The sequence below is a fragment of the Bradyrhizobium sp. CCBAU 25338 genome (assembly GCF_028128965.1).
Taxonomy (GTDB): Bacteria; Pseudomonadota; Alphaproteobacteria; order Rhizobiales; family Xanthobacteraceae; genus Bradyrhizobium; species Bradyrhizobium liaoningense.
Genome location: NZ_LFKY01000028.1, coordinates 30,909 through 49,724, shown reverse-complemented (window position 1 = coordinate 49,724; position 18,816 = coordinate 30,909). Strand labels below are relative to the sequence as shown.

At 65.7% G+C, this 18,816-nt stretch carries 15 protein-coding genes; 5 read left to right on the top strand and 10 right to left on the bottom strand.

What is annotated here, in order from left to right:
• Positions 1-222: 222 nt before the first annotated feature.
• Positions 223-1,956 (bottom strand): adenylate/guanylate cyclase domain-containing protein, encoded by a 1,734-nt coding sequence (locus tag ACM42_RS09810; protein ID WP_271527727.1) that lies wholly within the window; start codon positions 1,954-1,956, stop codon positions 223-225.
• 376 nt (positions 1,957-2,332) lie between these two features.
• Here ACM42_RS09810 and ACM42_RS09805 point away from each other — a divergent pair, with 376 nt between their 5' ends.
• Positions 2,333-3,862: a glycosyltransferase family 39 protein gene (locus ACM42_RS09805; RefSeq protein ID WP_271527784.1), complete on the top strand. Its 1,530-nt coding sequence runs from the start codon at positions 2,333-2,335 to the stop codon at positions 3,860-3,862.
• Positions 3,863-4,045: 183 nt separating this feature from the next.
• Here the strand turns inward: ACM42_RS09805 and ACM42_RS09800 are convergent, their stop codons facing one another.
• A complete protein-coding gene (locus ACM42_RS09800) occupies positions 4,046-5,074 on the bottom strand; it encodes a YcjF family protein (protein WP_271527726.1) in 1,029 nt (342 codons plus the stop codon).
• On the bottom strand, positions 5,071-6,540 hold the full coding sequence (locus ACM42_RS09795) for a YcjX family protein (protein WP_271527725.1): 1,470 nt from the start codon (positions 6,538-6,540) through the stop codon (positions 5,071-5,073). Before ACM42_RS09795 ends, ACM42_RS09800 begins: the two co-directional genes overlap by 4 nt.
• 181 nt (positions 6,541-6,721) lie before the next feature.
• Here ACM42_RS09795 and trhA point away from each other — a divergent pair, with 181 nt between their 5' ends.
• Together trhA and ACM42_RS09785 are read left to right on the top strand one after the other, a co-directional pair.
• Positions 6,722-7,417, top strand: coding sequence for a PAQR family membrane homeostasis protein TrhA (trhA, locus tag ACM42_RS09790; protein ID WP_271527724.1), 696 nt, complete (start codon positions 6,722-6,724; stop codon positions 7,415-7,417).
• Positions 7,418-7,459: 42 nt separating this feature from the next.
• A complete protein-coding gene (locus ACM42_RS09785) occupies positions 7,460-8,254 on the top strand; it encodes an SDR family oxidoreductase (RefSeq protein WP_271527723.1) in 795 nt (264 codons plus the stop codon).
• Between the two features lie 140 nt (positions 8,255-8,394).
• On the opposite strand, the gene ACM42_RS09780 is transcribed toward ACM42_RS09785, so the two are convergent.
• On the bottom strand, positions 8,395-8,850 hold the full coding sequence (locus ACM42_RS09780; RefSeq protein WP_271527722.1) for a MarR family winged helix-turn-helix transcriptional regulator: 456 nt from the start codon (positions 8,848-8,850) through the stop codon (positions 8,395-8,397).
• A 77-nt stretch (positions 8,851-8,927) separates the two neighbouring features.
• On the opposite strand from ACM42_RS09780, the gene ACM42_RS09775 reads away from it, so the two are divergent.
• Positions 8,928-9,704 carry an SDR family NAD(P)-dependent oxidoreductase gene (locus tag ACM42_RS09775; RefSeq protein ID WP_271527721.1) on the top strand — a complete coding sequence of 259 codons (777 nt, stop codon included), beginning with the start codon at positions 8,928-8,930 and terminating at the stop codon, positions 9,702-9,704.
• Positions 9,705-9,721: 17 nt separating this feature from the next.
• Here ACM42_RS09775 and mdlC read toward each other — a convergent pair whose 3' ends face one another.
• From mdlC to ACM42_RS09755, 4 genes are all read right to left on the bottom strand, one after another.
• Positions 9,722-11,344 (bottom strand): benzoylformate decarboxylase, encoded by a 1,623-nt coding sequence (gene mdlC, locus ACM42_RS09770; protein WP_271527720.1) that lies wholly within the window; start codon positions 11,342-11,344, stop codon positions 9,722-9,724.
• A gap of 175 nt (positions 11,345-11,519) precedes the next feature.
• Positions 11,520-12,371: an FAS1-like dehydratase domain-containing protein gene (locus ACM42_RS09765; RefSeq protein ID WP_271527718.1), complete on the bottom strand. Its 852-nt coding sequence runs from the start codon at positions 12,369-12,371 to the stop codon at positions 11,520-11,522.
• 14 nt (positions 12,372-12,385) lie between these two features.
• Entirely contained in the window at positions 12,386-13,489 is a 1,104-nt protein-coding gene (locus tag ACM42_RS09760; RefSeq protein ID WP_271527717.1) for a CaiB/BaiF CoA transferase family protein, read from the bottom strand.
• Positions 13,490-13,499: 10 nt separating this feature from the next.
• Entirely contained in the window at positions 13,500-14,669 is a 1,170-nt protein-coding gene (locus ACM42_RS09755) for an acyl-CoA dehydrogenase family protein (protein WP_271527716.1), read from the bottom strand.
• Between the two features lie 125 nt (positions 14,670-14,794).
• On the opposite strand from ACM42_RS09755, the gene ACM42_RS09750 reads away from it, so the two are divergent.
• Positions 14,795-15,715, top strand: coding sequence for a LysR substrate-binding domain-containing protein (locus tag ACM42_RS09750; RefSeq protein ID WP_271527715.1), 921 nt, complete (start codon positions 14,795-14,797; stop codon positions 15,713-15,715).
• A gap of 279 nt (positions 15,716-15,994) precedes the next feature.
• On the opposite strand, the gene ACM42_RS09745 is transcribed toward ACM42_RS09750, so the two are convergent.
• Together ACM42_RS09745 and ACM42_RS09740 are read right to left on the bottom strand one after the other, a co-directional pair.
• Positions 15,995-17,269, bottom strand: coding sequence for a cytochrome P450 (locus tag ACM42_RS09745; protein ID WP_271527714.1), 1,275 nt, complete (start codon positions 17,267-17,269; stop codon positions 15,995-15,997).
• Positions 17,270-17,461: 192 nt separating this feature from the next.
• Positions 17,462-18,727 (bottom strand): cytochrome P450, encoded by a 1,266-nt coding sequence (locus ACM42_RS09740; protein WP_271527713.1) that lies wholly within the window; start codon positions 18,725-18,727, stop codon positions 17,462-17,464.
• Positions 18,728-18,816 lie beyond the last annotated feature (89 nt).

Genomic DNA, 18,816 nt, shown 5'->3' with positions numbered 1-18,816 from the left:
TGCCGCTGCGTTGCAGCGGGCCGGTGTTACGTCCGTGGTGAAATTGAGCCGGGCTGTAACCGCAGTCTCGGTGCACCTCTCCCGCTTGCGGGAGAGGTCGCGCCGAAGGCGCGGGTGAGGGCTTTCTCCTCTAGGGGATTGTCCCGTTGTGGAGATACCCTCTCCCCAACCCTCTCCCCAACCCTCTCCCGCGAGCGGGAGAGCACTGCCGCCGTGGCTGCCTTACGCCGCGACGCGCTCGGTTCGATCCACCAGCGCCGCCAGCTCCCGCGCATCTGCAATCACCCGCACCGCCATCGGCTCGTCGCGGCCGCGGATTGCGGCCTCCTGCTGCGGCAGGGCGTCGTCGGCGAGGTCCGCAGTGCGGAGGATTTCCTCCGAGACGATCGCCTCGCAGGCCAGGGTCTTGGTCATGTCCTGCAGGCGGGCGGCGACGTTGACGGCATCGCCCAGCGCCGTGAAGACGATGTGATCGCGATAACCGATGTCGCCAATGATGACCTCGCCGCCGTGGATGCCGATGCCGAAGCGGATCGGCTGGCGAAGATCGTGGCTCAGGAGCTCGTTGAGCTCGTCGATATGCGTGGCGATTCCGGCGGCGGCCTTCAGCGCCTGCCGGCACGCGGTTCGCGGCTCGGCCGACAGCCCGAACAGCGCCAGCATGCCGTCGCCGACGAACTGGTTCGGCAGGCCGCCATTCTCGATGACGGCCTGCGAGACTGCACCGAGGAAGCGGTTGACGATGAAGACCGTGTCGAACGGCAGCCGCTTCTCGGCAAGCTGCGTCGAGCCGCGCATGTCCACGAACAGGCTGACGAGATAGCGCTCCTGGCCGATGCTGGCGGGCGTCGAAGTCTGCGTACTCGCGGAGAGTGTGTGCGGTGTGAAGAGCTGGAAGAAGGAGAGGTCGGCGGTCGGCCGCAGCTGGCAGGCGAGCCTGATCGATGGATCGGAGGTGCCGACGCGGGTGAGCACGAAGGCCTCGCGCTGCGACGGCTCGGGCAGGGCGCCATGGTCGCCGATGATGCGGATGCGGCAGGTCGAGCAGCGAGCGCGGCCGCCGCAGACGCTGGCATGCGGCACGTTGTGGCGCAGGCTCGCTTCCAGCACGGAGAGGCCTTTTGGCACGCGCACCGTCTTGCCGTTTCCGTAGGACAGCGCGATCATGCCGCCGCGCCGCTCGCGCAAGGCCCGCGCGCCGCGCGCCACCAGCGCCAGGGCGAGCAATCCGAAATAGCCGATGGTGAGGCCGCCCGCGATGCGGTCGAGCGTATTGCCTTCAGCGACCGTGCCGACCTGACGGCGGGTGAGGTTCTGGGTACGCCATTCTCCATCTTCGCTCTCGACGGCGACGCTGCGGCCGCCCTGATAGATGCCGAGCAGCGACAGCGTCGGGATAAGCACGGCGGCCGCGAGCAGATAGGGCGCCGCGCGCGTGAAGAACGGCTTCAGGCGAAGCCAGAAGAAGATGCCGATGCAGCCGTGCACCCAGGCAATGAGGAGCAGGATCGTCATCTGCCAAAGCCGGCCCGGCGCTGCGACGAAGAACAGATAGAGCTCCTGCGGATAGAGCTTCTGATGATCGTACAGCGTGTAGCCGAGCCGCACCCCGACCACGTGCCCCATGACCAGAGCGGGGATGCTTAGGCCCAGCACCAGCTGGAGCGGCTCGATCGTCCGCCAGCGGAACTGCCGGCGTTGATACAGGGCGTAGATGCCGAGGCCCATATGGGTGAGCGCAGCCGCGTAGAACACGATCGCGACGGGGAGGAACTGCCAGAACAGGGTATGGTAGTAGACCCCGACCTCCATGGCATCCACCGAGATGTTGCCGAGCGCATGGTTGAGGAAATGGCTGACCACATAGGCGAACAGGATGACGCCGCAGATGAGCCGCAGCTGCCGCACGCCGGTGGCACGGACGAGTTCGGGCATGTGTACGGGAGCGGTGGCCATGATTTGCTTGTATCAGTTCGTGAAGGAGAACAGCCAGCGTAGCGTTTAATTCCGACGGTGGACAGCTTGCCCGATCACATGCCCGGCAAGCCGCCGCATATTCCGCCCTCGCCCCGGACAAGCGCGCCCTTAGGCGCGCGCCGATCCGGGATCCATAACGAAAGGATCGGATTGGGCGCGAGCCGGTAACCACGGGTTTCCGCCAAACACTTCCCTGGGGCCATGGTCTTGGATCGGCGCTCGCTTGTCCGGGACGACAGTGAGAATGGGGGCCCCCGCATTGACACCCCCTCTCAGGTTGGCGAAAAGCGCGGCCGTGACGACAGCCCCTGACATCTCCGTGCCCCTCCGCGGCGCCGCGCGCCGGCCGCTCGTGATGGCCGCAGCGATCATCGCCGCGATGACCGTGCTGCGCATCGTCTACGCCTCCGCCATCGAGCTGCGCACGGACGAAGCCTATTACTGGACCTGGTCGAAGGAAACGGCGCTCAGCTTTCTCGATCATCCCCCCGGCATCGCCTGGATGATCCGCCTCAGTACCGCGATCCTCGGCGACACCGCGCTCGGCGTCCGCTTCGGCGGCATCGTCGCCATGCTGGTGACACAGCTGCTGCTCGCCGACATCGTCCGCCGCCTCACCCATGATGCGCGCGCGATCATGTTCGCGGTGCTGATGCCGGAGGCCGCGCTCTATTACGGCCTGCTGATGGCCAAGGTCGCGCCCGATGTCGCGATGATCCCGTTTGCGGTCGCGATGATGTGGTCGTTGGTGCGGCTCGCACAGGGCGGCGACGGCCGCTGGTGGCTCGCGGCGGGCCTGTTCGCAGGCCTGTCGATGCTGTCGAAGTTCACCGCGATCATGTTCGCGCCGGCGGTTGCCGCCTTTCTGCTGGTACCGGACTGGCGCTGGCGCTGGCTGCGGAGCCCTTACCCTTACCTCGCCGTGCTGGTTGCGATCGCCGCGTTCTCGCCGGTGCTGATCTGGAATGCGCAGCACGACTGGGCCTCGTTCCGTTTCCAGGGCGTGCGCGCCACCGCCAATTACGGCATCTCGCTGCGGACGATCGGCGACTACATCGGCCTGCAATTCGGCCTGGTCGGCTTCGTCATGCTGCCGGTGGTCCTGACGGGCCTGGTGCTGACGGCGTGGCGCGGCTATCGCACGCGCGAGCCGGTCGCGATCCTGCTGTCGACCGCCGTGCTGGTGCCGTTTCTATATTTCCTTGCGAAGTCGATGACGCTCCGGGTCGGCGATACATGGCCGATGTTCATGTGGCCGGTCGGCTTCGCGGCCACCGCGGTGAACCTCGCAACGATGACGAAAGAGGGATGGTCGGCCCGAATGCTCAAATCGTCACTGTTCTGGGCCAGGACCGCAATCGTCTCGGGCATCGCCTTCGTCGTCATCGTGTTTCTCTATTACGTCGCCGCGCCCTGGAATTTCCTCGGCAAGAGCGATCCCATCGGCGCCGAGGCCGGCTACGAGCAGGTCGCCGCGCGCGCGCAGGCCGCGCTCGACGAGACCGGCGCGACCTGGATCGCGACAACGGACTACCGCACCTACGCCATGATGCGCTGGCTGTTCAGGGACCGCGTGCCCGTGATCGAGATCAACGAGCGCGGCCGCTTCCAGGATTTTCGCGACCCCGGCATGGACAAGATCAGGGGACAGGCCGGCGTCTATGTCGGGCGCGCGCCGGACGATCGTTCGTCGCTGTGGCAGAACATCCCGGCCAGGCGCGAGCAGCTCGGCGAAGTCGAACGCCGCTGGCGCGGCCTCGTGATGGACACCTATGTGCTTGAAAAGCTCACCGGCTGGACCCCGGAGCTGTCACCGCCGAAGGACTCGCCGCTGTTCCAGTGGCGGGTGTTGGCGGGAGAATTCGAAAAGCGGGAGCGCGCCTAGCCGCCTTCTCTTACCCTCCCCTGGAGGGGGAGGGTCGATCGCGCGAAGCGCGAGCGGGGTGGGGTGATCTCTCCGCTCGGGCACTGTTCGAGGCGGAGAGACTGTCACCCCACCCCGTCTCATATTTCGCTGCGCTCAATATGAGCCGACCCTCCCCCTCCAGGGGAGGGTAAGCAAGAGCCGCTACTCCTCCCCATCCTTCTTCCGCAGCAGATCCGTCGCCAGATCCGACAGCTTCGGCGGCGGCAGTGCCGCGAACGGCAGCGGCCTCGTGACGTCGATGGCGGCAAGGCCCAATCGGGCGGTCAGCAATCCATTCAGCACGCCCTCGCCCAATCGCTGCGATAGCTTCGCCGCGATGCCATGGCCGAGCATCTGCTGCACTAGGCTGTCGCTCGCGGCCATGCCGCCGGTGATGGCGAGATGAGCGATGACGTGGCGGAGCAGGCGGATCATGCCGAGCGCGCCAGGGCGGCCGCCATAGAGATAGGCAAGCTGGCGGATCAGGCGCAGTGCGGCGACGAACACGAACAGCACGTCGATCGCCGCGCGGGGCGAGACCGCTGTGACGATCGAGACTTTTTGCGCGGCTGACGACACCAGCCGCCGCGCTTCCGTATCCAGCGGGGACATCAGTTCGCGCTCGGCGAGCCGGATCATGTCGGCGCCGTCGATGATCTCGCCGGCATGGCTCTCCAGCGTGGCGCGGGCTCGCGCGAGCTGCGGGTTCTGGTGCGCGATCTTCAGCAGGTCCTGCACGATGACGCGGCTCTCGGCGCGATCGTCACTGGCGAGCACGTGGGCGGCGCGTTGATGCAGCTTCTCGATTGTTGCGAGGCGCGCCAGTCCAAACGCCTCGCGTCCGATCACGACGGCAAGCGCCAGCGCCGTGACGAGCGCGAAGGCAAGCCCGACGAAGCCGAGGCTCTCGCTGCGCGCGAACAAATCCTCGATCAGATGGACGACGCCGAGCCCGACTCCGAGCAGCGTCAACCCGGCGAGCCCGGACCAGAACAGCGCGCCCCAGGGAAAGCGGCGCCGCGCGGGAAGTGTGGCCTGAATCGGCACCGGCAGCGTCGATGGATCGCTCTCCGGTGTGATCTGAATGGTGCCGCGACCGAGCCGTCCCGTCTCGTCGGCCTCGGTGACGACGACGCCGGGATCGTCGAGCCGGAACGTCGCCGGCCGCCGCTGCTGGGATCGCTCGGTCATGACAGCTTGTCTCCGATCAGGAACTGCAGGGCACGGTCGAGGCGGATGTGTGGCAGTGCTGGCTCGCCGTTGCCCTCGCGTTCGAGCTTGGGCGGGCGGAAGCGCAGGAAGCGGAAGTCGCTTGTCTCGGCCGCCTCCGTCGAGAGCCCGCGGAATGCATCCGTGTCGTTGAACAGCGGCTCGGGATCGACGGGCAGATCCCCCGGAAAGGTCGCGACTTCCGTGTTGCCGTCGAAGAACTCGCCGCCGGCGCTTTCGCCCGCGGCCGGAGTTCCCAGGATCGACGGCAATTTGTCTCGGCCACGGGACACCTGCGCCTCGCGCGTGGCGCGGACGGCGGCGAGTGCAACGACGTCGATCGCCGCACCGGTATTTTCCGCGCGCGCGACGGCGCCCGCAACGGCGCGGCGCAGCACGGCCTCGAGCCGGTCGTGGCTGGAATGATGCAGATGGTCCGCCTTGGTCGCAGCAAACAGGATGCGGTCGATGCGCGGCCGAAACAGGCTGGAGAGCAAGGTGCTGCGGCCGATGTTGAAGCAGCCGAGAATGCCGGCAAGCGCGGCTTCGAGATCGTGCAGCGCCTCGGGCCCGGAGTTGAATGCGGCGAGCGCGTCCGCCAGCACGATCTGGCGATCGAGCCGCGCAAAATGATCGTGGAAGAACGGCCGCACCACGACGTCCTTGTAGGCCTCGAAGCGGCGCACCATCATCGCCCAGAGCGAGCCGTCGGGCGCCTGTCCGCCAGCGGGCAGATCGAGCGGCGCAAAGGTCAGCGCGGGGGAGCCTGCGAGATTGCCGGGCATCAGGAAGCGGCCTGGCGGCAACAGGCTCATCGCGAAGCGCTCCTCGCGGCACGCGCGCAGATAATCGGTGAAGAGCTTTGCGGCCGTCAGCGTCGCCTGCTCGTCCTCGCGCGCTTCGGGCTTGAGCGTTGCGAGATGCGCGTGCCAGTCCGCCGCGAGATGTGCCCGCGGTGCCTCGCGCGACAGCGCCAGGCTTTCCGCCGACCATTGCTCATAGCTTTTCTGGAGCAGCGGCAGATCGAGCAGCCATTCGCCGGGATAGTCGACGATGTCGAGCGTCAAATTGCGGTCCGCACCGTTCGGGCGCTGGTACTCGATCACGAGCCTGAGCTCGCTGATATCGACCGTCGAGTTCGGCCAGCGCCGTTCCTCGATCAGCGCGCGCAGGTGGTTCTCATAGGCAAAGCGCGGCACGGCGTCGTCCGGCTGTGGCGCCAGATGCGCCCGCGCGATCCGGCCGGAGGCATAGGCTTCGAACACCGGAAACCTGCCGCCGCGCGTCAGGCCGTGGATCAGGGCGGTGATGAATACGGTCTTACCCGCCCGTGACAGCCCGGTGACGCCGAGCCGCACCGTCGGGTTGAAGAAGTGCTCGCCATAGTCGATCAGCGCCCTTGCCGACAGCCGCGCCTCTTCGACCATATCCTGGAAACTGAATGCCATATGAACGTTAGAGGATCCGGGGCGGGAGGAATGTGCGGCCGTTCACAAAAGTGGCAATTGCGTGAGGAAAATCAAGCTCCATACTTCCACCGCCTTTGTCGGCCAGTCAGCCGTTTGAACGACGCGCCGATCCCGAAACACCCATGCAAGAGGACGATTGCCTCACGTTAGCGGATTGCCCATGACCGTCTTCCAATTGAAAGAGTTCGCATCCAGCTCCGTACACGCCGCAGCCGACATGGTCGGCTGGCATTACGACCGCGCCGAGCTGATCGCCGATGGTGTCATCCACGCGATCGGCGTCTTCGCCGGTATCGTCGCCGCGACCGTGCTGGTGGTGTTGACGGCGCTCTACGCCGATGCGACCGACATCGTCGGCGTCTCGATCTATGTCGCCGGCCTGCTCTCGATGCTGGTGCTGTCGGCGACCTATAATCTCTGGCCGGTCTCGCCGGCCAAATGGCTGCTGCGCCGGTTCGACCATTCCGCGATCTACCTGTTGATCGCCGCGACTTACACGCCGTTCATCCTGGAGGTGAAGGACAGCGTGTTCGCGCTGGTGCTGCTCGCCGGGGTCTGGTGCGTGGCGATATCAGGCATCGTGTTGAAGCTTCTCTATCCCGGCCGGTTCGACCGCGTCTCGGTCGGCATCTACCTCGCGATGGGCTGGAGCGGCATGATGCTCTACGACGCCGTTGTCAGGGCGTTGCCCGCGCTGGTGCTGGGCTTCATCGTTGCGGGCGGCCTGCTCTACAGCTTCGGCGTGATCTTCCACGCCTGGCGGCGTCTGCGATTCCAGAATGCGATCTGGCACGGCTTTGTCTTGGCCGGCGCGGCATGCCATTATACCGCGGTGCTCGACCTCGTGTTGAGCTGAACAAGTTTCCGCGACGCGGTATAAGACAAGAGGAGACGTCGCATGCAGGTGACCGGCAAGGTCGTGGTCGTCACGGGCGGCGCAAACGGCATCGGCAAGGCGCTGTGCGAAGCCTTTCACAATGCGGGCGCAGCCAAGGTCGTGGTCGCGGACATGGACGCCGCCAACGCGAGGGCGGTCGCGGCCATGGTTGATGGCGCCGCCTTCAAATGCGACGTCGCTCAGGAAAAGGACATCGCTCACGTCATCGAGGAGACCGAACGTCAGTTCGGGCCGATCGACCTGTTCTGCTCCAATGCCGGCATCGGCGGCGGTTTCGATCCGATGTCGGAAAATGCCGGCGGCGCCTCGGATGAACCCTGGCAGCGCAGCTGGGCGATCCACGTCATGGCGCACGTCTACGCGGCGCGGCATCTCGTCCCGCGCATGAGGGCGCGCGGCGGCGGCTATTTTCTCAACACCATCTCGGCCGCGGGTCTGCTGTCGCAGGTCGGCAGCCCCGCTTATTCGACGACCAAGCACGCCGCGGTGGGCTTTGCCGAAAATCTCGCGATCTCGCACAAGGCCCACAACATCAAGGTCTCGATCCTCTGCCCCCAGGGCGTCGACACCAACATGCTGCGCTCGATCCCCAAGGGCCCGCAATCCGGCGACGGCGACCTGACGCCGGAGCAAGTCGCGAAAGACGTGCTCGCCGGCCTCGAGCAGGAGACGTTCCTGATCCTGCCGCACCCCCAGGTGCTCGGCTACATGCGCAAGAAGACCGAGAACTACGACCGCTGGATCGGCGGCATGGCCAAGATCCAGGCGAAGATGCGGGAAGAGTTCGGGAGGTAAGATCTCGTAGCCCGGATGAGCGCAGCGACATCCGGGGCCTTCTTTGTTGAGGATCCCGGATATCGCTGCGCTCATCCGGGCTACGCAATCGCGCCAAACACTCGCCGTCGTCCCTGCGCAGGCAGAGACGATACCTAGGATTAGGTAGCCGCCACCTCCTCCTCCCGGCTCTGCCGCAGTGCCCGCGCATAGAGCATCATGCCCTCGCGCACGATGCGCTGTTCGGCCGGCGTCAACGCCGCCAGCGCACCACGCACCTGCTGCCGCCCGAACGCATGCAGCGCTTCCAGCGTGCGGAGGCCCTTCGCCGTCAGCGACAAGAGCTTGCTGCGCGCATCAAGCTCGTCAGGCGTCTCCCTGAGCTCGCCGCAGTCGATCAGCTTGCGCACCATGCGGCTGACGCTCGATTTCTCCAGACGCAGGAAATCACCGAGCTCGCCTGACGTCATCGGACCGCGGATGCCGATCTCCAGAATGGTGTGGACCGCCGAGGGCGGATAGTCCGATGCCGCCACCGTCGCGTCCATGAAGCCGAGCTCGCGCACCATCAGGCGCGACGCGGCGCGGATGTCGTCGATCAGCGAAAGCTCGGCCATGGCTTGACTCTGCCCATATAGTTGTACCATACAACTATATGGGCGCAACGCCGCGCGCAAGCGTTTTGGAGTGGACGATGAGCGGAGCTTTGCCAACCGGGATGCGGATGAGGGGCAAGGTCTGCCTCGTCACGGGCGGCGGCAGCGGCATCGGCCGCGCCACGGCGCTCAGGATGGCGGCCGAGGGAGCCGAAGCGATTTTCGTCGCCGGCCGGCGCGAAGCCGAGATCGACGCCGCCGCCTCAGCGTGCCGCGAGCTCGGTGCGGAAGCCGTCCCGGTCAAGACCGATATCACGAAGGAGGACGACGTCGCGCGGCTGGTGCGCGCGGCGGTCGAGCGCCGCGGTAGGCTCGACGTTGCCTTCAACAATGCCGGATTCCAGGAGCGCCGCGCGCCGCTGGAGGAGCAGGGCACCGAGACCTACGACAGCGTGTTCGACACCAATGTCCGCGCGCTCTTTCTCTGCCTGCGCCACCAACTGCCGGCGATGCTCGCGCAAGGCCGCGGCAGCATCGTCGTCAACGCCTCCGTCAGCGGCGTGCGCAATCCCAATCCCGGCTTCTCGCTCTACTCGGCCTCGAAAGCCGCCGCGATCTCGCTGACGCGCTCGGCGGCGATGGAGAACGCTCCGCGCGGCATCCGCATCAACGCTATCGCCCCCGGCCGCGTCGTCACGGACATGATGCTGCGTGCCGGCGTCGGCGACGTCGCTACCGTCAGCGCCGGCCTGCCGCTGCGGCGGATGGGAAGCCCGGAGGAGGTGGCGGAAGCCGTGGTGTGGCTGTCGTCCGACGCCTCATCCTATGTCGTCGGGCATGTGCTGGCCGCGGACGGCGGATTTTTGGCGTCGTAGCCACGGGGTACGGCACGTCAATGCTTCTGCCCGTACAACACCGGCACCGCTGAATCCACGATGACCTCGACGAGGCTCGTGCCTGCATACGCCATGCCGCGCTTCAGCGCTTCGCCCAGCTCCGCCGCCTTGCTCACCCGCACCGCATGGCAGCCCATGCCTTCGGCAAGTTGCACGAAATCGATTCCCGGCAGCTCCAGCCCGGGCACGTTGCGCACCTGCATCACCTGGCTGAACGAGCGCATCGCGCCGTAGCCGGAATTGTTGATGACGACGACGGTGAGCGGCAGTTTTCGCTGTGCGGCGGTCCACAGCGCCTGGATCGAATACATCGCCGAGCCGTCGCCGATCAGGCAGACGGTGCGGCTGTTCGGCTTGCCGAGCGCCATGCCGACGGCGGCGGGCAGGGAGTAGCCGAGACCGCCGCTCGACATCGTGTAGAAACTGTCCTGGCCGCGCATCGGCATGAACCTCTGCATCGCCGGCCGGTGCGAGGGCACTTCCTCGACGAGTGACGTCCCGTCCGGCATCGCTTGCGACAGCGAGTGCAGCAGGAATTCAACCGGCAGAGGATCGGCGGCTTGCGGGGCCGGCGGCAGCGTGCGGCCCTTCGGCGCCGCGCGCTTGCTCTCCGGCAGCAACTCGAGCAGCATGGTCAGCGCCGGCTTCATCGTCGCGATGATGCTGGTGCCGACCGGTGTCACGGCGGCGGCATCCGGATCATCGGTGATCTGAAAGATCGTCGTCCCGCCATCGAAGATCGCGGCATGGCCCTCGACATGGAACGTGAACACCGGCGCGCCGATCACGACGACGACATCGTGCTCGCGCAGCGCGTCGGACAATTGCGCGGGTGAAGCGTGCAGGAATCCCGCAAATTGCGGATGCCGCTCGGGGAACGAGCATCGTGCCGAGAACGGGCTGACCCAGACGCTGGCCTTGGCCTTCTCGGCCACGCGCACCATCAGATCGACCGCGGCGGCGCGATCGACGCCGGGACCGACGACGAGGGCAGGGTGCTTTGCGGAACCGAGCGCGGCGACCAGCGCCTTCATCGCGTCAAGCTCGGGCCCGATCTCGCGGCTGACCTTGCGTGCCTCCACGGGAGCAGCCGCATGCGCCCAGTCGTCGATCGGGATCGACACGAAGGTCGGCCCGCATGGCGGCTGCATCGCCGTGTAATAGGCCCGCGCGATCGCGGCCGGCACGTCCTCGGGCCGCGCCGGCTCGACGCTGTATTTGACGTAAGGCCGCGGGAATTCCGACGCGCGCTCGGCATAGAGGAACGCCTGCAGCGGCAGGATCGAGCGCGCCTGCTGGCCCGCAGTGATCACGAGCGGCGTCTGGTTGCGATGCGCAGTGTAGATATTGCCGAGCGCATTGCCGACGCCTGCCGCCGAATGCAGATTGACGAAGCCGGCATTGCGCGTCGCCTGTGCAAAGCCGTCGGCCATGCCGACCGCGGAGGCCTCCTGCAGCGCCAGCACGTAGTCGATGTCGTCGGGCCAGTCGCTCAGGAACGGCAGCTCGGTCGAGCCGGGATTGCCGAACACCTTGTTGATGCCAAAGGCCCGCAGCAGGTCGAGCGTTGCCTGCTTCACGGTGACGGACTTGCTGCCGGTCTTGCCGTTCTTGGACATGGTTTCCGTCCCCTTCTTAGTTCCTTATCCTGAGGAGCGCGTCTTCGCGCGTCTCGAAGGATGAAGGCCCGGCTGGTGGCCTCGCCCTTCGAGACGCGCGCGAAGGGGCGCGCTCCTCAGGGTGAGGGTCGAGCTTCCCACATCGCCGCGGCACTCGCAATGCGAGGAGACAGCGTCACCACACCGCCGTGCCCTTCATCGTCGGCTGTCCCTCCGCGTTCGCGGTCCACAGCTCCATGCCATCAGCGGTCTCGTTGGCGTTGATGGAGAACTCCGTGCCCTCGAACAGCGGCTGCAGGCCGCGATAGGTGAACTTCTTCGGCGCCTTGCCGCCGCGAAGCTTGGCGGCCATCTCGATGATGAGCGCCGCCTGCAGCGGTCCGTGGAAGATCAGGCCCGGATAGCCCTCGACCTTGGTGACGTAGTCGCGGTCGTAATGGATGCGGTGGCCGTTGAAAGTCAGCGCGGAGTAGCGGAACAACAGCACGGGATCCGAGACATGGGTCTCGCGGTGCTGCGCCTTCGGCGGCGGAGGCGGGGCCTTGCCGCCAGCGGGCGCGCTGCTCGTCATCTCGCGGTAGACGATGTCCTGCCGCTCGCGGATGGCTGTGCCGCACGGCGAGGAAATGCTGTGCTCGACCGAGACGAAGCACAGCGTGCCGGTCGAGCCCGATTTGACCTGCACATCGGCGATGCGCGAGGTCCGCGTCGATTCATCGCCGACGCGAAGCGGCTGCAGGAATTCGATCTCGCCGCCGGCCCACATCCGGCGCGGCAGCGGCACCGGCGGCAGGAAGCCGCCGCGGGTCGGGTGGCCGTCAGGCCCTAACATCGACATCGGAAACACCGGCTGCGCCAGGCACCAATGCACCGTGAACGGCGCGGCGTCACCTGTCTTGGGCTCGCCGACTTCCTGGAACAGCGTCGCACGCAAACCCATGACGAGGTGCGCAGTGACGATGTCGGTGGCCTCCTGGCTGCGGCCGATCCATTGCCGCAAATGATCGATGTCGAGCTTTTCGGTCATGACGCCTCGCTCTGTCACTGCCTGGACTTTGGATTTTCGCCGATCGCGGGCACGGCGCCATAGCTCCGCGTCTCGCCGACGATGATCGGCGCCGGCGCGGGATAGCTGACACGGCCGTTCGGCGTGTCGACCTCGATCCGGCGCAGATGCGGATGGTGGGAGAGGTCGGCCATGGTGTTGACCTCGGCAAAGGCAATGTCGGCATCCGACAGCCGCTTCAGCAGCTCGTCGCGCGTCATCCTGCCGAAGGCGTCAGCCACCGTCTGGTCGGTGAAGTCGCGGTTGCGCACGCGCTCGACCATGTTGGCGACGCGCGGATCGGCAGGCAGGTCCGGCTGGTCCAGCACCTTCGCGCAGAGCGTCTTCCACTCGCGCTCGCTCTGGATCGAGATCAGGATGTCCTTGCCGTCCTGCGAGGTGAACACGCCGTAAGGAGCGATCGAGGGATGGCGCAGACCCATGCGCTTGGGCGGGTTGCCGGCTTCGGAGTTGAGCAGCGGCACGGTGCACCAATCCGCCATCACGTCGAACATGGAGATGCGGATATCGGCGCCCTTGCCGGTGCGCCCGCGCGCGATCAGCGCTTCCAGGATCGCCGCATGGGCGGTGGCGCCGGTCGCCACATCCACGATCGACATGCCGACGCGCGAAGCGCCGTCGGGATTGCCGGTGATCGAGGCAAGTCCGCTCTCGGCCTGGATCAGCAGGTCATAGGCCTTGCGGTGCGCATAGGGGCCTTCGTCGCCATAGCCGGTGATGGTGCACGAGATCAGCTTCGGATAGTCCTTCAACAGCCGCTCGCGCGAGAAGCCGAGCTTGTCCATCGAGCCCGGCTTGAGGTTCTGGATCAGCACGTCGGCGCTGGCGATCAGCTTCTCCAGCTCGGCGCGGCCTTCCTTGGTCGTGAGATCGACCACCACCGACTGCTTGCCGCGGTTGAGCCAGACGAAATAGCTGCTCTGGCCCTTGGCGGCTGCGTCATAGCCGCGGGCGAAGTCGCCTTCGGGCCGCTCGATCTTGATCACCTCGGCGCCGGCATCGGCCAGGCGTGAGGAGCAGAACGGCGCCGCGACCGCCTGCTCGACCGCAATCACCCTGATCCCGTCAAGTGCTCCCATGCTCGCCGCCTCAGTACGAGCGGGGCATGCCGAGCACATGCTCGGCGACGAAGGACAGCACGAGGTTGGTCGAGATCGGCGCCACCTGATAAAGCCGCGTCTCGCGGAACTTGCGCTCGACGTCGTATTCCTCGGCGAAGCCGAAGCCGCCATGGGTCTGGATGCAGGCATTGGCCGCTTCCCAGGATGCATCCGCCGCCAGCATCTTGGCCATGTTGGCCTCGGCGCCGCAGTCGAGGCCGGCCTCGTATTTGCGCGTGGCCTCCTTCACCATCAGCTCGGCCGCCCGCATCGAGGCGTAGGCCTTGGCGATCGGGAACTGGATGCCCTGGTTCTGGCCGATCGGCCGGCCGAAAACGCTGCGCTCCTTGGCGTAGTTGGTGGCCTTGGCGATGAACCATTTGGCGTCGCCGACGCATTCGGCCGCGATCAGGATACGCTCGGCATTCATGCCGGAGAGGATGTAGCGAAAGCCCTTGCCTTCCTCGCCGATCAGGTTCTCCGCCGGCACCCTCATGTCGGTGAAGAACACTTCCGTGGTCGCGTGGTTCATCATGGTGCGGATCGGGCGGATCTCGAGACCGTTGTTCTTGGCCTCGCGCATGTCGACGATGAACACCGACAAGCCGTCCGTGCGCTTCTTGACCTGATCCTTCGGCGTGGTGCGTGCCAGCAGGATCATCAGATCGGAATGCTCGGCGCGGCTGGTCCAGATTTTCTGGCCGTTGACGATGTAGCTGTCGTTGCCGTCCTTGCGCGCGAAGGTCTTCAGCGAGGAGGTGTCGGTGCCGCTGGTCGGCTCGGTGACGCCGAAGGCCTGCAGGCGCAGTTCGCCGCTCGCGATCTTCGGCAGGTACTTCGCCTTCTGCTCGGCATTGCCGTGCCGCAGCACCGTGCCCATCGTGTACATCTGGGCGTGGCAGCCGCCGCCGTTGCAGCCCGCGCGCTGGATCTCCTCGAGGATCGCGGCGGCCGCAGAAAGCTTCAGGCCTGCGCCGCCATATTCCTCGGGGATCAGCACCGAGAGATAGCCGGCCTCGGTCAGCGCATCGACGAACGCCTTGGGATAGGCCATCTCGCGATCGAGCTTGCGCCAATATTCGCCGGGAAACTGCGCGCACAGCTTGGCGACGGCCTCGCGAATGTCGGCGTGATCTTCGATGTGGTGTTCTTGACTCATGGCGTTTCCTGTTCGTAGCGGCAGTTAAGATAACGCCGGCCAATCCCCTGGCGTTGTGAAAACAACGCCAGCCCCCTATGCTCATTTGCTATAGCGTATGGAGTAGCCTTCCAGGATTGGCAAGCATGGATTTCCGGCAGCTCAGGACCTTCAGTTGCGTGGCGGAGCTCGGCAGCCTCTCCAAGGCTTCCGACACGCTGCGCGTGGCGCAGCCGGCGCTCAGCCGGCAGATCAAGCTCCTGGAACACGAGCTGCGCACCGATCTGTTCACCCGCAACGGCCGCGGCATGGTGCTGACCGAGGCCGGCCGGCTTCTGCTCGCGCGCACCTCCGGCATCGTGCGGCAGATCGACCAGATCCGCGACGACATCCAGTCGGCCAAGGGGCCGCCCTCGGGCCAGGTCGTGCTCGGCCTGGTTCCGACCGTGAGCTGCGTGCTGTCGGCGCGCTTTGCGCGGCGCTGCGTCGAAAAATTCCCCGGCATCTCGCTGCGCATCGTCGAGAGCTACAGCGGCCATCTCGTCGAATGGCTGCATCGCGGCGAGATGGATCTCGCCATCCTCTACGGCCGCTCGGCCGATCTGCATCTCAATGTCCAGAGTCTGGGACGCGACAACATCGTTGCGGTCGGCCCGCGCGGCTGCGGGCTGGCGCGCAAGAAGAGCATCGACATCGGTTGGCTGCTGCGCCAACGCCTGGTGCTGCCCAGTCATTCCCACGGTCTCCGTGCGCTGATCGAGCACGCGGCGGCCCAGCGCAAGATCAAGCTCAACGTCCAGCTCGAGGCGGATTCCTTCCGCGTGCTGACCAGCCTGGTCGAGGAGGGCCTCGGCTTCGCGCTGCTGCCGCCGTCCTCGGTCCACGGCGAGGTCGCGGACGGGCGGCTTGAAACAGCGCCCGTATCCAAGCCGATGACGCGCGAGCTCATCTTTGCCTCTCCGATCGATCGCCCGGCCTCGACGGCCTCGCTCGCCATCACCGCACTCCTGCGCGAGGAAGTCGCCGCCTGCCGCAAGGAAGGCGTGTGGGACATCAAATTGAGTTAGATGCGCTCGTGTCGTAGAACAGTCAGGGGCCGCCTTGCCTTCGCATCTGGCGCGACCTGTCATGCCGGAATTTTATAGCCGGACTGAGGTGTGATAGCGGAGCGTTAGGGGCGGTGTGCTCCCAGCCCTACCCTCGGTGTCATTGCCCGCGAAGGCGGGCAATCCAGTATTCCAGAGGCCGCACGGCTAGAGCCGAGAAGCCGCGGCGTACTGGATGCCCCGCCTTCGCGGGGCATGACAGCGGAGTTTGGAGAGGCGCTTTGGCTCAAGGCACTCCACCTACCCCGGAATCCTCACCGGCAGCGTCTCATACCCCTTGATGAAGCTGGAATAGATCCGTTTCGGCTCGCCGACCACCTCGATGCGGTCGAACCGCTTCAGCATCTCCTCCCAGACGATCCGCAGCTGCAACTCGGCGAGCCGCATGCCGACGCAGCGGTGGATGCCGAAGCCGAAGGAGAGGTGGGTGCGCGGGCGCGGGCGGTCGATGATGAACTCGTTCGGCTTCTCGAACATCTCGTCGTCGCGGTTGCCGGAGACGTACCACATCACGACGCGGTCGCCCTTCCTGATGTGCTTGCCGCCGATTTCGGTGTCCTGCAATGCAGTGCGCCGCATATGTGCCAGCGGCGTCTGCCAGCGGATCACCTCCGGCACCATGGAATCGATCAGCGCCGGATTGGCGCGGAGCTTGTCGTACTGCTCCGGGTTCTCGTTCAGCGCCAGCACCGAGCCGGTCATGGTGTTGCGCGTGGTGTCGTTGCCGCCGACGATGAGCAGGATGATGTTGCCCATGAGGTTGTCGGGGTCCATGTGGCGCGTGGCCTCGTTGTGCGCCATCAGCGACAGCAGGTCGTTGCGCGGCGCGGAGTTGACGCGTTCGTTCCACAGCTTCGACATGTAGGCGTAGCATTCGTCCATCTCGCGGCGGCGCTCCTCTGCCGATGCGACGATGCCGCTCTTGGGCAGCGCGGTCGAGACGTCGGACCAGCGCGTCAGCTTGCGCCGCTCCTCCCAGGGAAAGTCGAACAGCGTCGCCAGCATCTGCGTCGTCAGCTCGATCGAGACGCGCTCGACGAAGTTGAAGGTCTCGTTGCGCGGAAGATTGTCCAGCACGGTCTGCGAGCGCTGGCGGATCAATCTCGCCAGCTCGTCCAGATGCTGAGGGGTGAACATCGGCGACACCGTCTTGCGCTGCGCCGAATGCCGGGGCTGGTCCATCGCGATGAAGCTTGGATAGTCGTAGCCTTCCGGCACGTCGCGGATCGAGATGCCGCCGAGCTTCGAATCCGAAGAGAAGATGCCGTGATTGGTGTCGACATGCATGATGTCGTTGTACTTCACCACCGACCAGTACGGCTCGATCGGCGCGTTGGTGCAGTAGTGCACCGGCTCTTCCTTGCGCAGCCGCTCGAACCACGGCCACAGCGTGTCGTCCTGGAACAGCCTGGGCGCGCCGGGGTGGAATTGCGAAAGCGGCGTCGCATAGGCCTCCTCGCGCGCCCTGCGCATGCGTTCGATTTTGTCGGACTTGACCGGGGTCTGGATGTTCATCGTAGCGTGCTCCAGTGCTTCTGCTTAACCTCTCCCGCTTGCGGGAGAGGTCGGCGCGTAGCGCCGGGAGAGGGTTTTCTCCTCTTGGGGATTATCCCGTAGTGGAGATACCCTCTCCCCAACCCTCTCCCGCAAGCGGGAGAGGGGGCGCACCTTCCTTGTAGGCGACGTCGAACCCATCTTACTGCGAATTTACGCCGTAATCTTCACCGGCAACGTCTCGAGCCCCTTCACGAAGCTCGAATAGACCCGCCTGGGCTCGCCGACCACATCAATATGGTCGAACCGCTTGAGAATTTCTTCCCAAATAATCTTGAGCTGGAGTTCAGCGAGCCTGAGGCCCACGCAGCGGTGGATGCCGAAGCCGAAGGAGAGATGTGTGCGCGGGCGGGCGCGGTCGATGATGAAATCATAGGGCTTTTCGATCACCTCCTCGTCGCGGTTGCCCGAGACGTACCACATCACGACCTTGTCACCCTTCTTGATCCGCTTGCCGCGGAATTCGAAGTCGGAGAGCGCCGTGCGCCGCATATGCGCGAGCGGCGTCTGCCAGCGGATCACCTCGGGCACGAAGCTGTCGAGCAGATCAGGGTTTTCGCGCAGCTTGCGGTACTGCTCCGGGTGCTGGCTCAGCGCATAGATCGAGCCCGACATGGTGTTGCGGGTGGTGTCGTTGCCGCCGACGATCAAAAGGATGAGATTGCCGAGGAAGTTCCTGGCGTCCATGTCGCGCGTGGCGGCACTATGCGCCATCATCGACAACAGGTCGCTCTTCGGCGGCTGTTCGATGCGCTCCTTCCAGAGGCGGGAGAAATAGGCCGCGCATTCCGTCAGCTCGGCCATCCGTTCGTCCTCGGTGGCGACGAGGCCGTCGGGGCCAGGAATGGTGGTGGCGATGTCCGACCAACGCGTCAGCTTGCGGCGGTCCTCCCAGGGGAAGTCGAACAGCACCGCCAGCATCTGCGTCGTCAGCTCGATCGAGACGCGGTCGACCCAGTCGAACACCTCGCCGCGGGGCAGGTTGTCCAGGCACTCGGCCGAACGCTCGCGGATGTTGATCGCGAGATTGTCGAGGTGCGTCGGTGTGAACATCGGCGCCACGGTCTTGCGCTGGGCCGCATGGCGCGGCGGGTCCATCGAGATGAAGCTCTCGCGGCGCAAATCCGGATCGATGTCGCGGATGGTGATGCCACCGAGCGCGGAGGCGGAGGAGAACACCGCATGGTTGGTCTCGATCTCCATGATGTCGTTGTAGCGCGTCACCGACCAATACGGCCCGAACATCGAGTCCTTGCAGTAGTGCACGGGATCTTCCCGGCGCAGCCGATCGAAATAGGGCCAGAACGTATCCGTCCTGAACAACTCCGGGTCGCCCGGATCGAACTGCTCCAGCGGCAGTGACGTGGCGCGCGCGCGAAGTGCGTCGAGCTTGGTCGCGCTCTCGATGGTCCCGTGCATGACCGTTCTCCCTGACCTGAACCGCGCGTTCTCGTTGAATTCTGCGCTGCGGTATTTGATCTGCAATTACAGCCGGTTGTCTGCGTCGG